This is a genomic window from Aquirufa sp. Wall-65K1, from assembly GCF_054558475.1.
Window position 1 is genome coordinate 151699 of the sequence record NZ_JBPXKD010000005.1, and the last position, 16711, is coordinate 168409.

At 37.2% G+C, this 16711-nt stretch carries 9 protein-coding genes; 2 read left to right on the top strand and 7 right to left on the bottom strand.

Going from position 1 to position 16711, the window contains the following annotated elements; genetic code table 11:
* Positions 1-142: 142 nt before the first annotated feature.
* From ACST15_RS09785 to ACST15_RS09805, 5 genes are all read right to left on the bottom strand, one after another.
* The gene (locus ACST15_RS09785) at positions 143-2929 is read right to left on the bottom strand and encodes an alpha-amylase family glycosyl hydrolase (RefSeq protein WP_459454475.1); all 2787 of its coding nucleotides are present in this window, start codon (positions 2927-2929) and stop codon (positions 143-145) included.
* Complete coding sequence (locus ACST15_RS09790; RefSeq protein ID WP_459454476.1) at positions 2929-4773, bottom strand: glycoside hydrolase family 13 protein; 1845 nt, start codon at positions 4771-4773, stop codon at positions 2929-2931. Before ACST15_RS09790 ends, ACST15_RS09785 begins: the two co-directional genes overlap by 1 nt.
* 216 nt (positions 4774-4989) lie before the next feature.
* Positions 4990-6306 carry a SusE domain-containing protein gene (locus tag ACST15_RS09795; protein ID WP_459454477.1) on the bottom strand — a complete coding sequence of 439 codons (1317 nt, stop codon included), beginning with the start codon at positions 6304-6306 and terminating at the stop codon, positions 4990-4992.
* Positions 6307-6336: 30 nt separating this feature from the next.
* Complete coding sequence (locus ACST15_RS09800; protein WP_459454478.1) at positions 6337-7920, bottom strand: RagB/SusD family nutrient uptake outer membrane protein; 1584 nt, start codon at positions 7918-7920, stop codon at positions 6337-6339.
* A gap of 18 nt (positions 7921-7938) precedes the next feature.
* A complete protein-coding gene (locus tag ACST15_RS09805; protein ID WP_459454479.1) occupies positions 7939-10899 on the bottom strand; it encodes a SusC/RagA family TonB-linked outer membrane protein in 2961 nt (986 codons plus the stop codon).
* A 203-nt stretch (positions 10900-11102) separates the two neighbouring features.
* Here ACST15_RS09805 and ACST15_RS09810 point away from each other — a divergent pair, with 203 nt between their 5' ends.
* Complete coding sequence (locus tag ACST15_RS09810) at positions 11103-13037, top strand: helix-turn-helix domain-containing protein (protein WP_459454480.1); 1935 nt, start codon at positions 11103-11105, stop codon at positions 13035-13037.
* A 58-nt stretch (positions 13038-13095) separates the two neighbouring features.
* Entirely contained in the window at positions 13096-13356 is a 261-nt protein-coding gene (locus tag ACST15_RS09815) for a 4a-hydroxytetrahydrobiopterin dehydratase (protein ID WP_459454481.1), read from the top strand.
* 474 nt (positions 13357-13830) lie between these two features.
* Here ACST15_RS09815 and ACST15_RS09820 read toward each other — a convergent pair whose 3' ends face one another.
* Positions 13831-15216, bottom strand: a complete 1386-nt coding sequence (locus tag ACST15_RS09820; RefSeq protein WP_459454482.1) for a sulfatase family protein — start codon at positions 15214-15216, stop codon at positions 13831-13833.
* 12 nt (positions 15217-15228) lie between these two features.
* A complete protein-coding gene (locus ACST15_RS09825; protein ID WP_459454483.1) occupies positions 15229-16569 on the bottom strand; it encodes a sulfatase family protein in 1341 nt (446 codons plus the stop codon).
* Positions 16570-16711 lie beyond the last annotated feature (142 nt).

Below are 16711 nucleotides of genomic sequence, written 5' to 3' on the forward strand. Positions count from 1 at the left end.
CTGCCTCAGTTTTCTTGCCTTATGGCTTTGTCCTTGGGCAGGGCATGCTAAGATTAAATAATTAATCCTGAAATATAAAAATAAGTAGCCAACATTTACTATGTTATCGGCTCAGTTGTTAGTTCAGTATCCCCAATCCTCCTTATTCAACGATTAACTTGGCCATAGAATTTCCAAGTTGAATCAAGTAAATGCCCGTATTCAATACATTCATTTTGGAGAATTCATACACGTTTTCGCTATTGGGTATTTGTTGGATGGTCTTGCTCAGGATTAATCTGCCTAAATTATCCATGATTTTCAGTTCCACTTCCGAGGCTGCCCCAGCCTCCCATGTTAAGTGAACCCTGTCTTGAGTTGGATTTGGGTATAGGTGTAATGACTTCGTCTTTTCCTTTTCTATGGCTAAAATTTGAAAACTTGGAACATCCCACGGAACTAGTTGTAGATTTTTATTATTCCAAGCCTCGTTCACAAATAGGTGAAACTCCCCACTGGCTAATTTAATAGGTAGGGTTTTATTGGTGACGTCAAATGATTTACCACTGAAGTAATCATACCACTTACCTGTCACGGGAAAAGTAAATAAGACTGTTTGGGTATCGGGACTCGAATTTGCTACCAGGGCGACTTGAGAGTTTCCTTGGCTCAACTGGATTTGCTTTACTTCATTGGCTACATCTAGGGTGAAATCTGTTGTTTGGAAAATGGGTTTAGTCAACTTTAAATTCCCAAATTGTTGGTATACACCCAATAATTTTACCCGCTCAGTATCTTGTAAATAATTCCAAAGAAGGGGTTTTGCTCCTGTCCGGCCATTGGTATTGATAGACACATCATAAGCCAATTCGCCAAATTGCCAGATCATTTTAGGGCCTGGAATGGTATAAAACAAAGCAGCAGCCATTTTCATTCGTTCCAGTTTTTCACTGTTTGTGAATACCTTCCTAGCGGCAGTACTGGCCATTTCAACCATCAAACGCTCTTCATCATGGCTTTCGATATAATTCACTAAATGTGGCTTAGCAAATCCCCTTTTCTTGTACGATATCCAATCATAATTGGTAGGGTAGGCTTGTAAAATTTTAGCCATATCAAATTTCGAATTGGCCCAAAGCATCATTCCATCATCACTCAATTCTTTCTCTTCTGCATTTTCCGCAAAATGTTCTAATATGACATAGGCATTGCTATCATAAGATCGAATTTTATTAAATATTCTTTTCCATATTTTAACTCGGCTGGCGTCATATTTGCCCCATAAATCAACATTCGTACCTGAGTTGGTTTGGGTAAATCCTTTGGATAAATCAAATCGAAAGCCATCCATTTTGAATTCTGTCAACCAATACTGACAGACCGTATCGACCAACCATTGGGTATGTGGGCTTTCATGATTAAAATCAAAAAACACGCTAAAAGGATGTGTGGCTGTTACATTAAAAAAGGGGCTATTGGCCGTAGGTTTAGATCCATCCCAATACATTTTGACGTAAGGGTTTTCTAAGTCTGCTTGATTTAACACCATATCTAAAATCACGGCAATCCCATTTTCATGGCATTTGTCAATTAAATATTTTAAATCATTTTTGGTGCCATAGGCTTTGTCAGGAGCTAAGTAAAAAATGGGATTATAACCCCAGGAATCATTTCCTGTAAACTCCATGATGGGCATTAATTCCAAGGCATTAATACCTAATTTCTTGAGATAGGGTAAGGAATCTGCTACTGTCACATATCGTTTGTCCGCAATAAAATCGCGAACTAACAATTCATAAATATGTAAATTTCGCTGATCAGGTCTGACAAAGTTCTTTACTTTCCATGGATACTCGCTTTGTTCTCTGGATAACACCGATACGATGCCACTGCTACCACTCGGATATTTTTTTAGGTTTGGGTACGTCTTTGCCGAAATATACCCATCGTTATTGGGATCTAATATTTTGTCAGCTAAAGGATCGGCTACCGTTAAATTTCCATCAATGTAATATTGGTAGGCAATTTCTTGGTCAGGAGGTATGCTACCCAAATCCATCCAATAGCGGTTTCCATCGCTTGTTCGATACATCAAATAGCTAGGATCTACCTTCCAATTGGAAAATTCTCCGATGGCATATACAAAACTTTTCAAAGGAGCATATAAGCTTAAATAAACATGATCGTTGACCACGGTGATACCATCTTTAAGTCCGGCTGGACGATCCTTAATGGTCACTTGGGGCTTAGTTAATACTTGAATGGAATCCTTGGTACTGCTATTTCCCGCCTCTAGACTAATGACAAATTGATACGATTTCCCCTGTTCTGCACTCAAGGTATAGCTAATATTGACGGAATCAGCAGCGCTCTGACTCCAAATAAGCGTGGAGCCTACCTTCAATTCAGCTTTTGATTTCGCAGAAAATTGAGCCCGAATTTGGACAGTTTTGTTGGCTTCACTTAGCGTGAATTTTTCAGTTGGACTTAACCATTTAACGGCTAATGAACCGGTATAGAGGTTTAAGACAAAATCTTCGGTTTGACTTTTGCCGTCACCACTTTTTAAAAGGAGTCCTAATTTTACAATGGGGGTACCCACAGGTACGCCATAATAGCTTCTTGGAGTGAGTTTAATCGACCACACATCGTTTCCCAGTGGGGTCATTTTACCCTTTTCAAAGGGTAGAGAGAAATTACTTTGACCATTGGGTTGAAATTGGAAAGCACTTCCTGTTTCGCTAGATCCTGCACCAGACCATAAATACACATCAGATGTTTTTCCTAATAGTCCACTAGCTCTGGCATCTTTGGCTTTTTTTAGGTCTACCAGGATGTTGATTTCACTCTCTGAACTAGGAAAAAGCTCTTGGGTCGAAACTTGACCAAGAGCTTTTAGCTGCACTAAAAAAAGAAATAAAAAGAAGAATTGCTTTTTGAATGGCATCATTATAGGACCTCCACAATGAGGGCTGATTTAGGATCTACCTTGATGTAATTCCCTAATTTAGAAATTTGTCCATTAATTACATTCTTTAGCTGAGCATTGGCTGGTAAGATTTCTTTATACAATCCTGGATCAACCTGACTCTCCTGTGCATTTTTATTGACAATAACCATGACTTTTGATTTTTCGGTATATCGAAAATAGGTGTAAATGCCATTTTTAGGTGCAAAATGCAACATTTTACCTTGGGTTACTGCCTCATTGCCTTTTCTCCAATTCAGTAATTTAGCCAGAAATTCTTGCGTGTTCTTTTCCTTGGAATTGAGTTGATTTCCCGATACGGCATCGCGAGTGTCACCCGGCCAGCCACCTAAAAAATCTCCTCTAATTTCACCATGTTCATTACTCTTTGGATTGGCGAAATTGATTTCTGCCCCGTAATAAATCTGTGGAATACCTCTTAAGGTACTAATTAAAGAAAGGCCTATTTTATATAAATCGGTATCTTCTTTGACTTGCGTATAAAAACGACTCATATCATGGTTATCCAAGAAGATAACTAGGTTATATGGGTTGGCATAAATCAGGTCATACGATAACACAGAATATAGTTTTAATAAGCCTTGATTCCATGATTCAGGTTCTGTTAAAGCCTCAAAAATGGCATTTTGTAGCGGGAAATCCATTAAACTAGGTAAGCCAGAACGGTAGCCATCTGGATTGATTTTACCTTTTTGCCAATAGGATGGGATGATGGGATTTAGGGACCATTCTTCACCCACCATATTAAACTTAGGGTATTCATTGGAAATAGCTAAAGTCCAAGCATTCGAAAAGCTCTTTTCTGAATAGGGATAGGTGTCTATTCGTAATCCTCCTAAGCCTGCGTACTCAATCCACCAAATGGTGTTCTGAATGATATATTTGGCTAAGAATGGGTTATTTTGATTCATGTCAGGCATCGTGGGTACAAACCAACCATCCACTAAACCTTTTGTATCTGCTAAAGAACGGTGAGGGTCTTGTTGTGCCTCACGGTGATGATTCGTAGAGGTAAATGTAGCACCATGATTAATCCAATCTTTGAACGGTAAATCCTTCATCCAATAATGTCCGCTACCAATATGATTCAATACGATATCAGATATGATTTTGATTCCACGCTTATTTGCCTCGGTACATAATTCTTTGAATTTCTCATTACTTCCAAATCGAGGATCTATTTTATAATGATTGGTAATGGAATACCCATGATAGCTTTGAACTTGTTGATCATTTTCCAATAAGGGCATATTCCAAATAGCGGTATATCCCATTTTTTTAATGTAGTCCAAACGGTCAATAATCCCCTGTATATCGCCTCCATGTCGAGTAAATAATTTGGAACGGTCCACATCCTTCTCCAGTAGGGCAGAATGGGTATCATTACTTTTATCTCCATTGGCAAAGCGGTCTGGGGTAATCAGGTATATAACATCTTTGGAACTAAAACTTTCTCGGTTTTGGCTACCAGCCACACGAGATTGTAGGGAATAGGGGATAGTAGCTAGTACTTTACCCTCTTTCATGATTTGAAGCGGATACTCACCTGGCTTGGCTGATTTTTCTATCAGAAAATCCACAAATAGGTAATTGTCGCTATCTGCCACATGGGTTTTCACCACTTTAAAACCAGGTCGTAAGGATTTCACCTGAGCCCCCTTAATTTGAGGTCCTCTTAAAACCAATTGAAGATTAGGATTTTTCATTCCTACCCACCAATTCATTGGTTCTATTTGTATCGATTTCTCTTGGGAAAACGAAGTAAAATGAAGAGTAAGTAAAAGTAGATATAAGAAGTTTTTCATGGGTTAAATCGTTTTCAAATAGGAAAGATTACCTAGGATTTCAGCTATTTTTTTTCAATAAAATACTAGTCAATTAGCCGCTAATTGAGTTGAAGTTTTGAAATGCATTTTTTAACGAAGGAAGAGAAAACCAGCATTTAGGCCTGTGAAATGCCACAGGCCCAAATGTTTATTGGTTTTTACTTATGAAATACATTTGATTTTTTGAAAACCATTTTAGTTTTTAATCAACGTATAGGTAGGGGCGGCTGGATTTCTGAAGTCCAACTTAACATTGTATACACCCGCTGAACCTACAGCTATGTTAGCTCCGCCAGACTCTAATGATCCATTGGCACCATCATCTCCGTAATTCACACCCCAGTCATCATTCAATCTGAATTTAACTTCACCGGCGCTTAATGAGATGTTATTTAGATACCAAAGGCCTTCTGTACCAAAATCAGGTCTAAATTTCATGTCGGGTCCACCCCAGCCGCTGGCTGTGGCACTTCCAACAATACCCCAAACTTTGAAGGTTTCAATTTTTACCTTCAACTCTTTTTGGTTGAAAGTCACCAAATAAAATCCATCCACCGCAATGGCTATATTAGCACCACCTGATTCTAATGAACCATTCGCTCCATCATCTCCATAATTTAGCCCCCAGTCATTATTAAATCGAATTTTGATTTCACCCTTCACTAATTTGGCAATGGCTCTCCATTGGTCAGTGGCAGGATCATACCAGAAAGGCACATCTGGTCCACCCCAGCCATTTGGAGTCCCCGAACCCACGATACCCCAAGTATATGGAACCATGGTGAAGGTGTTCTTAGTCAAATCTATGGTTACTTTGTAAGTGCCAGCGGCATTAACCTTAATATTGTCGCCATTAACTTTCAATGTACCTGAACCACCATCTCCAATATTATAGTCCCATTTATTATCAGTTCTGAATTTAATTTCACCAACCGCTAGATCCACATAAGCCACAAATACATTCGCTATGTCGGTCTTGTAAAATGGCAAATCTGGCCCATTCCAGCCGCCTGGAGTGGCACTTCCCACAACGCCCCAATTGGTAGTTAGGTCTAACTTATCCAAAAACGGAGTAATGGTAATACTAGCTACTGGAGAGATAAATGAAGTTGTTGGTCCAATTACCGATTGAAGTTTGAAATCAACTCCAGACGCAACACCCGCTTTAAGTCCTAGCTGTAATAAAATGGGGTTTAATTCGCCCACTTTGAACGTTTTTTTCAAATCACCACCTACGGCAATCGCCACAGATTTAGAAAAATCGCCACCTTTTTTATCAATTAAAATGGTGTAAGTAGCTGCGGCATTAAAACCGTAGTCTGGCTTTGGCCAGCTGATGGTTACCGCCTCATTCGCAACTTGCTCTTTAATCAAAACAATGGATGATTTAGACAAGGTGATATTTGGACCGGCAGTAGCGGTCAAAATAGGTTGAATGAATTCTTTTTCACAAGACAACAAGCCTAAGCTGAAGACTAGAAGTGAAAATAGTTTGAACAATGATTTTTTCATAATTGTATTTTTTTATGAGTAAAGCCCTAATTAATAGCCTGCATTTTGAACTAAATTCGGATTCGCCACGATATCAGAAGATGGAATAGGGAACAATTTCAGATTATCTGAAACTCCTGCACCCGATTTAGATCCACCTTTCCATGCCCAAAGGTAACTTGAGCCAGTAAACATTTTAAAGCGAATTAAATCCGTTCTTCTGTGACATTCCCAATACAATTCTCTTCCTCTTTCCTTGATGATTAAATCTAAGTTTAAGGTGCTTACATTGCCACCAGTACCATTGTAGGCACGATTACGTAAAGCATTCACATATTGTAAAGCGCTTGTCAAATCTCCACCCGATCCACCACGTAAAACGGCTTCAGCATACATCAAATAGACATCTGCCAAACGGAACATTGGGAAGTCGGTATCCGGGAAGTTTCCTTCTGAATCAGAACCTTTAACACCTGAAGAAGTCACATTTTTGTATTTTGTGATGGCATATCCATCATTGAATGATGAAATATCCGCTACCTCCTTGTTTTGTCCATCGGTAAAAAACATAGCTCTAGTATCTGTTTTTCCTGTTTTGTCATCAAAATGATCTACAAATTGCTGCGTAGTTCTTAAACCACCCCAGCCACCATTGATACCAAATTCGGCAGGGTTCATTTTACCACCTACGGGAGCATGCACGATGAAGGTCATACCACCCCAAGTTTTTGTCTTTGTTCCATCAAAAGCAATCGGGAAAATGATTTCTGCCGATTTATGATTGTCTGCTAAAAACAAATTTTGGTATTTTGATTCTAGGGCATAACCTGCGCTAATTACCTTCTTTGCTGAGGTAATGGCCTCCGTATATTTTCCTGAATTGATGTATACTTCGGCATTTAAATATAGCTTGGTTAATAAGGTCCAAGCAGCTGCTTTATCAGCACGGGCATATTCATTCTTTCTTGGCTCTGCCAAATCGCCTTCGATGGCCTTCAGTTCTGATTCGATGTAAGCAAACAAATCAGCTTTTGAAATTTGTTTTGGTAAAAATGAACCTACGGCATCTTTCTCCGTTACAAATGGTACAGAACCAAACATGTCTAATGCATGATAATAGCTTAAGGCTCTTAAAAAACGAGCTTCTGCACGGTACATTTTAATTTCTGGAGAAGTAATTCCTCTAGAAGCTAATTTCTCATCTGAAGTTTCGCGGATGTATTCATTGCAAATTCCAATTTGGTAATAAATACGGTTGTACATCGCGGTGATAAACTCATTTCCAGAAGTCCAGGTCATGGTATGGTAACTCGGTAAACTTCCGTCATTCCAACCAATAACTGCTTCGTCAGTTGGTAATTCTTGAGCCTTAAAATATTGACGTAAATAGGTTGAAAAACCTTCGTCAATTCCAGAAATATCTGGTTTTCCAGCGGGACCTTGTTGACCCGAAACAGCCAATCCTGCATATAATTTGGCCAATAAAGGTTTGTAATTAGCTGGATCTTTGAATACGGTAGCTGAGGTTACCTCAATGAATGGGACTCTGTTGAGATCTCCCGTACAAGAGGCCATGATACTTAAGATGATACTTAAGCTCAAGCCTTTAGCAAATGTGATGTATGTTGATTTCATTTTTGTACGATTTAACGATTAAAAATTCACTTGTAAGCCCAATGAAACAGTGCGTGGTCTTGGATACATGTTGTTATCGATTCCACCTCCAACTTCAGGGTCTAGGCCTTTATATTTTGTCAGGATAAACGCATTTTGAATATTCAAAGACAAATTTGCGTTGAATTTTTTAGCCTGTAAAAGTCTGTTCAAATTATAACCAAAGTTGATATTATCTACACGTAAAAATGAAGCATTTTGAATGTAATAATCGGAGAAGTATTGCGTGTTATTGAAGTTTGTTTCATAAACATTGGGTACTAGGTTCGATAAAAAGTTATTACCTCCTGTAGCCGCACGATAAATACCATTATTGGAATTAATGTTGTTGTACATGTAATTTCCAATATTGGCTCTCAATACAAAGCCAAATGAAAAGTCCTTAATTTGTAGATTGGACGAAGCTCCTAAGAAATACTTGGAATTAGGGGATTCAAAGCGATAACGGTCATCTGAAGAGATTTTGCCATCATTATTACGGTCTACATAAAGTCCTTCAAGGGGCTTTCCACTAGGATCATACACCTGCTGGTACACATAAAATGTATAAGGCGCATATCCCAAGGAGTGAATCTGAATGGTGTTACCAACCCCGCCTGAAATTCCACCAACTAATATACCTTGGTAGCTAGGATCTGGAACTTTCGTTAAATTGGTGATGTTACTCTGATTGTAGGTGGCATTAACACCAAAATCCCAATTTACCGTAGCTGTATGAATTGGGTTGAAATTTAAGGTCACTTCAACTCCCTTATTTTCTAAATTACCCACATTGGTTAAGATTTGGTTGGTTAAGTTAGAGCCAGCAGGTACTGGTATGACAGACAATAAATCTTTGGTGTCTTTCTGATATACATCGATCGAACCAGTGATTCCAATCTTTTTGAATCCAAAATCCAAGCCAATGTTTTTGGTGGTAGTTTGTTCCCATTTAATATTGGCATCATATCCCTCAGGTCTCAAGGTATTTGAAAATGTGCTTCCTAATTGGTACTGAGCATTAGGTTCAGAAATAGTATAGCGAGCCAAATAAGGATAATCACTAAATACATCTTGCTGACCCGTTACACCCCAACCCAAACGTAATTTTAAATCGGAAATAAGCTCTGAATTTTTAAATTCCTCTGAGATTTTCCAGGCAGCGGCTGCACTTGGGAAAACACCCCAACGATTTTCTGGAGAGAATCTTGATGAACCATCATTACGCAAGGTAAAGGTTAATAAATACTTGTCGTTTAATGAATAGTTAGCTCTACCATAAAAAGAAACTAGCGTATTTTGTGTTTTATAGTAGGTATTATTATAAACCGTTCCAGCAATATTCTTATCCAAATCCGTATTGTCTCGTAAGAAATCTTGGTAAGAATAACCACCCATGACATCTATTTTATGCATACCAATGCTTTTCACATAGTTTAAATAAAACTCAAAGGTTTTATTATCCTTGGTTTGAGAATAGGTGCCATTTTTTCCACCACGGTCATAGGAATTAGCGATTCCGGCAGGAACAAAAATGCTTCCTTCTGAAGAAGACTTATCAATCGCCAGGTTGGCATTGGCTCTTAATTCAGGTAGAAAAGGCATTTTATAATCAAAAACGGCATTGGCAATCGTTCTCTTAACGGTCGATTTGTCATTTTGTAGTTCTAATAGAGCTACCGGGTTTTTCGGAGCCAAAGAGTTAGGTTTCTTGGTGGCAGGATCTAACCATTCAAAATATCCACCAAATTCTGAGCCTTGAATGGATTGAGTAGGATCAAATCCTACAGCCGTTCCGATAGCTCCTTGATTAGCAAAAATATTATTGATGATAGATGACTTTAGATTTAAATCAACCTTCAACGAGTTATTAAAAAAGCTAGGACTTAAACCTATGGCCGTAGAAATACGGTCCATGTTGGATGTTTTTAAGATACCGTTTTGGTTCAAATAACCCACCGATGCACGAACCGGCATATTTTTAATGGAACCAGTAATGCTCACATTATTATCGATCGAGATGGCGTTGCGGTATATTTCTTTTTGCCAATCCGTAGATGACTTGCCTAACAAAGCCTTTTGAGCAGCGCTTCCTTTTGCCGAAATCATCGAGGTGAAATCAGCGGCAGATAACACATCTAGGTAAGAACGAACTTGTGCTGATGAGGCTACTGAGCTTACTGAAACCTTAATGTCATCTCCTTTTTTACCTTTTTTGGTCGTGATTAAAATGACACCATTGGAGGCTCTTGATCCATAGATAGCGGTGGCAGAAGCATCTTTCAGTACGTTGAAAGACTCAATGTCATTCGGGTTGATGAATGACAAGGCATTAGCTGCACCAGAGATACCGTTATTGTCAAGAGGTACACCATCGATAACAATTAAAGGGTCATTATTGGCATTTAAAGAAGAACCACCACGAATTCGGATGGTTGAACCTGCACCCGGTGCACCGCCATTGGAGGTAATTTGAACTCCGGCTACTTTACCAGCTACTAATTGGTCAGGGGAAACAATATTTCCTTTTTGAAAATCAACGGAGGAAATTGAAACCACAGAACCCGTCAAATCTTTCTTTTTCTGAGATCCATAACCAATCACCACCACCTCGTTCAGGGATTGTGAATCAGATTCCAACTGGATGCTAAAAGAAGTTTGGTTTCCAACGCTTACCTCTTTAGTGATGTATCCTATGGAGGAGATAATCAACACATTGTTGGAGGAAACATTTGCTAGAGTGAACTGACCCTTTGCATCAGCTGAAACACCTTTGCTGGTGCCTTTAACCGCAACTGAAGCTCCGGGTATGGGGCCTTCCTTGGAATTAACAGTACCACTAATGGTCTGCTGAGCAATGACCGAAAAAACGGAAAAAATAACCAATGATAAAGTCAAGAAAATACTCTTTCCTTTCCCTTGGTTAAATCCCTCGATCCAGCTAGTAAATTTAGCTTTCATAGACATGATTAAAATTTGTTAAAAAATATTTTTTTAAAAACTCAAAATTAAAGGACTAAAGCATTAGATTCGCCCCACTTTAATTCCTAATAAAAAATAATGAATTAGTACAATTGTCTGTAAATGAATAAATTACAATTAATTGTACGAATCATTTTATAAAGTGGAACAACAATAAAAAGGCACCCGATAATAAATTTGCCATGATAGGCTCTCCATTTAAATACGCTTTGCTTAGGTTCACCTTGCTTCCTTTACTGATGGTCCTATGTCACATGACCTTGGCCCAGCATAAGTTGGAGTTAATAGCCCCTACACAAAAATTATTACCAAAAGGAGACTTTTACCTAGCGGCTGATTTTAATAATTGGGACCCGGGAGACCCTAGGTTTCAATTCAAAAAAAAATCAAATGGAAACTATGAAGTAAGCATACCTGATAGTGTACGTACTTTTGAATATAAAATTACCCAAGGGACTTGGCATCTGGTAGAAGGAACCAAAGACGGAAATGTCAGTGGCAATAGGAAGTTTGAAATCAAGTCTCAAGATACCTCCAAAATTCACATCATTCAATTATTAGGGTGGGAGAAGAAAGCTACCTACCGCATTATCGTAAATAAAATTCCAGCGGCTACTCCGTTTGATGCTAAATTGTATGTCACGGGGAATTTCAATAATTGGAATCCTAAAGATGAAAATTACCTATTAATTCAACATGCGGATGGTTCGTATAGAACTACCGTTCTTTCTGAGTTGACTGAAATTCAATACAAAATTACCCGGGGAAATTGGGCTTCTGTGGAATGTTATAGCAATGGTAAAGCCCGGCCCAATAGGAAAATAGAAAGGGCAGAAAAGTTAAAATGGAATCCTAGGGATATTGAGCATAAAATAAATATCGAGGTGGAAAACTGGGAAGACCTCACAGGGATCTTCAATTTTTTCGACTTATACAGTCTTTTTTTATTGTTTGCCAGTTTTAGTGGAATTTTATTGATGATTGCTATTCCAACCATTCAAAATTCTAACTGGTTAGCTAACCGTTGGTTGATTTCATTAATAGGCGTCATTTCCCTTACCCTCTTATTGAAAATTGTGTCGGCTGATCGAAATATAGCTCAAGAATTTCCCAAGTTATTGCTTTTGCCTGATTTTATCGTTTTTGCATTTGCTCCTTTATATCATTTATATATTGAAAAGTTATTGTTTAAATCGAGCGATTTTAAAATTAAATGGCGGTGGATTTACCTGCCAAGTTTACTTCAGGCTTTGATCTATTTACCCTATTTTAATTTAGATTATAATACGTTCCGATATGCTCAACTAAACCATGAGCCCTCTTTCCAAATTCTATTTTTGTTAATTGGGTCAGCGGGGATTATTTGGAATTTGATTCAGTGGAATAAATTCAGAAAGATCTTAGATATTTACCTCGAAAAAAGTAAAATAAGTTCATCCTTTGAGGAGAATTTGAGTTATTTAGGTATTACCCAAATCATCTATTTAGCCTGCATCATTTTAGGCTTTTTAGCCTTGATTTTATATTTGCTAGGCTTTGTCATCGATGAGGACTTAACCTTATTAAGTAGCCAGATTGTGGATCTAATTTGGGTGGTATTTGCTTCTTTACCATTCTTCTTGGGCTATTATGCCATACACCAGCCGGAGATTTTCAAAATTTCGCAGAAGCATAATATTTTAGGATCTGAAAGTGAAATAGACCTAAATACACCCATTCAAAGAGAAAATACCTATGTGCCGGGTAATAAGGAAGTTGTTAAAGATGAACTGGCCGAGAGAATTGTTGAAATAATGGTGCAATCAAAACCTTATTTGAATCCCAAATTGACCTTAAATGATTTGGCAAATCAGTTGAATGTTTCGCCACATGTGATGTCAAAAACCTTGAATGATTCCTTTCAGAAAAACTTTTTTGACTTCATTAATACGTATAGGACAGAGGCTTTTAAGGAAAAATTAGATGATCCGAAGTTTCAAAATTACACCTTTTTAGCGGTGGCCTTTGAGGCTGGATTTAATTCCAAAACTGCTTTTAATAGATCCTTTAAGCGGGTAACAGGGCAGTCGCCAAGTGAATATTTGCAAAGCATTAACCAATCTGAAAATATGATTTAGCTGCTTGGATGAAGTGATCTTTGCGCTAATGTCTATTGAACTTATAAAATCTACCAGTATGTCTACGTGGCAAGAAGAAAATCAAGCTTTAATCAAAACCTTTGTGTTTGATTCATTTGAGGAGGCCTTGCGTTTCATGCAATTAGCTTCTGGGTATATTGGTCAAATAGATCATCACCCAACTTGGACAAACACCTATAACAAGATTCAGATTTCATTGACTAGCCATGATGCAGGTCATGTAATAACACAAAAGGACAGGGATTTAGCTGCGTATTTAGATAGCTTGTACCAGCAGTTTATACCTAATGGGAATTAAAGAAATGCTTTGTCTGGGTTGATTTAACCATGCGGATATTTGAAAATAAACTATTTAGCACAGGTAGACTGTATATAATGGAATTCTCAAGGGATCAGACTTTTTAAGGAAATTTTCATGTTTTCAATAAATAATAAGCCTACAAAAATTATTTTGCAGGCTTATACTTTTATGGGGATAGGTTTAGGGGTCAGATTTGAATACTGAACAGCCTTTAATTAAACTTTTTGTAATGGGAAAATTATTTAAGTTTCATAGAATTTTTAGATTGGGCCACATTATTTAGGTGTTTATTTATTTTTGAAACTTCAACTTCTTTGGATTTTTGAATGAATCCCGATCGTCTATTGGGTATAGTTACCTTACACGATGTTATTTTAGAAGTATCTGGACAAAGCTGAACCCCGAATGACTTAACATGATAAGTATTAAGTGAGGCTATCAAAAACAAAATTTGGCTATATTGCTTCATAATTAGTCTTCTAAATTACTCTTAACAGGAATCATGCCTGCTTTATGTTTTCTTACTAATTCATTTATCTCCTCTACTTTTTTCTCATTTTTACTTGCAATGTCATATTGCTCAGAGGGATCTATCGATAAATTGAATAATTGAGGTTTTTCTAGTTTTTCTATCTTTTCAGGATATCCAATGGGATTATTCTTTAAATAGTATAATTTGTAGTCTCCCAATCTTGCCGCAAATAAATCAGTAGCATGGTAAAAAAACATTTCATTTCTTGGATTGACATCTTTATTCTGAACCATTAAGGGACTTAGGTCGTAGCCATCTGTTTTAACTTGATTAGGTATTTCAATTTTCGCTAAACTGCATAGAGTAGGTAAAATATCTAATGTACTTCCCATCTTCATTTCAACTTTAGGTTTAATATTGCTAGGAGCCCAAACAATAAATGGCACACGCATACCTCCTTCATAGCTGGTACCTTTAGCTCCGAACAATAAACCCGAAGAACCTCCTTGCTCTTTGAATAATTTCCATGGGCCATTGTCAGAAGTAAAAATGACATAGGTATTTTCATCTAGGTGTAATTCTTTTAACGTTTTCATTACTTGTCCAACGCTCCAATCTAATTCTTCAATAACATCTCCATATAATCCTCTGATGCTTTTGTCTTTGAAATTTTTTCCAGCAAAAAGAGGAATATGAGGCATTGAATGCGCTAAATACAAAAAGAAAGATTTATCCTTATTTCTTTTAATGAAGTCAACAGACTCCTCGGTATATCTTTGTGTAATGGTATTTTGGTTTGCAGGTCTTTCTATAATTTCATTATTACGCATAAGAGGAACATTGAAATCTTGAATTTCTGGTGTAAATAATTTTTCAAATGTAGATCCAGCTTTTCGATCCATATCATTGGAATAAGGTATCCCAAAATAGTAATCAAATCCATTATTATTGGGAGCAAATTGTTTTAGATGCCCCAAGTGCCATTTACCCACCAATGCAGTTTGGTAATTATTCATTTTTAGAATTTCGGCAATGGTTAATTCTGCCTCTGGTAGTCCACCTTTTGAATCCGGAAATAAAACCCTTCGTTTATAACTTTCCATCCCTATCCGTACAGGTAGTTTACCTGTCATCAATGCAGCTCTAGACGGAGTACAAACATTAGAAGCCACGTAAAAATTGGTCCATTTTTGGCCTTCATAAGCCATTCTATCTAAATTTGGGGTCTTAATTACCGGATTTCCGTAGGTGCCTAAATCTCCATAACCTAAATCATCCGTATAAATAACGATGAAGTTGGGTTTTCTTTTCTTTGACGACTGCGCGTTCAATTGAAAAAAAGTGAACAAAAGAACAAGGGGTATAAAAAATAGTTTAAGTTTCATAAAACGTTATTTTTAAGGTTTTTGCCAAGGGACTCTTCCGCCTTCTTGAATGAAAGTCATTAATAAATTGTTTAATTTTTTGACCATTTCTGGATTCGAATTAACCAGATTGTTTTTCTCCAGTGGGTCATTTTTTAGATGGTAAAGTTCATAAGGTTGAAAAGGAGAATTTTGTAAAAGTTTCCAATCACCCAATCTGACAGCATGATAGGCTTTTCCACCGTATTGAATACCACCTTCTCTGCGCGTGAAATATAAAGGTCGCTCAGTTTGTTTTACATCTTTATTTAAAAGAACTGAAGCAAAACTCCTTCCTTCGACTTTATGGGGCATAGGTATGCCTACTAATTCTAACATTGTTGGAAAAATATCCATCGTCAAATTTACTTGAACAGAACTGGAAGCTTTTTCAATTTTTTTAGGCCAAGTTATGACTGTCGGTACTCGGATTCCACCTTCATACATACTCTGCTTTCCATCTCTTAATTCTCCGTTATTGGCCAAATCTGGTAGATGTCCTCCATTGTCAGAAGTGAAAATAATGATGGTGTTTTCATATTGACCTGATTTCTTAAGCGCATCAATTACTTGGCCAATTCCATCATCCAAATGTTCAATTAATGCAACCAACTTAGCTCTCTTTTCATTTATACCAGGGTTTCTTGCAATAACTTTATCTAACCATGCTTGAGATGGTTGTACCGGAAAATGAGGAGCATTATAAGCAAGATAGAGGAAAAATGGATTTTTACTTTGACTTTGTTTTTGAATATATTCTACAGACCATTGGGTAAATAAATCTGTTGCATGTCCTTCAGGTTCAATTTTTTTATTGTTTAAACGCATGAAGTTTATACCGTGGCGAAGGTGAGTCCAATAATCTTCCATCATATCTTCTAACCAGCCATGGAAATAATCAAAGCCTTTTTCATTGGGTAGATTGGGTGATTCTAAACCTAAATTCCACTTACCAATGTGTGCGGTCTGATACCCTGCTTTTTTTAAAACCTTAGGTAGTAATATCGTACTTGGATTCAAATAGCCCCAATTATTCTCTTTATTATATCTAATTAAGCCAGGCACTCCAACAAAATCTGGATAACGACCAGACATAAGTGAGGCTCTAGTAGGAGCGCAAACGGGAGAATTTGAATAGAAATAATCAAACTTCATTCCGTCTTTCCTTAAGTTGTCAATATTGGGTGTTTTTACGTCTTTATTGTCGTAATAAGAAACATCATGATAACCGAGGTCGTCAGTTAGTATAATTAAAATATTAGGCTTTTTATTTTGTGCCAGTAACAAACATCCACTCAAACACCAAACCAAAACAGTAAAAACGCTCTTTTTCATTTGTTTTAAATTTAAATAAACAAAACAGATTGTATCAAATAGTTTCTAATGGTACTTCAAAATAAACCATAGAAATTTGAACAAAAATCGGGAGGGTCAGATTGACTCCTCCCGATAAATTTAACTATCAACTTGTACTTAT

What these genes read in the sequence shown, in the direction of transcription:
- ACST15_RS09785 (WP_459454475.1), bottom strand. Translation starts at nt 2,929, where the DNA reads ATGATGCCATTCAAAAAGCAATTCTTCTTTTTATTTCTTTTTTTAGTG.
- ACST15_RS09790 (WP_459454476.1), bottom strand. Translation starts at nt 4,773, where the DNA reads ATGAAAAACTTCTTATATCTACTTTTACTTACTCTTCATTTTACTTCG.
- ACST15_RS09795 (WP_459454477.1), bottom strand. Translation starts at nt 6,306, where the DNA reads ATGAAAAAATCATTGTTCAAACTATTTTCACTTCTAGTCTTCAGCTTA.
- ACST15_RS09800 (WP_459454478.1), bottom strand. Translation starts at nt 7,920, where the DNA reads ATGAAATCAACATACATCACATTTGCTAAAGGCTTGAGCTTAAGTATC.
- ACST15_RS09805 (WP_459454479.1), bottom strand. Translation starts at nt 10,899, where the DNA reads ATGAAAGCTAAATTTACTAGCTGGATCGAGGGATTTAACCAAGGGAAA.
- ACST15_RS09810 (WP_459454480.1), top strand. Translation starts at nt 11,103, where the DNA reads ATGATAGGCTCTCCATTTAAATACGCTTTGCTTAGGTTCACCTTGCTT.
- ACST15_RS09815 (WP_459454481.1), top strand. Translation starts at nt 13,096, where the DNA reads ATGTCTACGTGGCAAGAAGAAAATCAAGCTTTAATCAAAACCTTTGTG.
- ACST15_RS09820 (WP_459454482.1), bottom strand. Translation starts at nt 15,216, where the DNA reads ATGAAACTTAAACTATTTTTTATACCCCTTGTTCTTTTGTTCACTTTT.
- ACST15_RS09825 (WP_459454483.1), bottom strand. Translation starts at nt 16,569, where the DNA reads ATGAAAAAGAGCGTTTTTACTGTTTTGGTTTGGTGTTTGAGTGGATGT.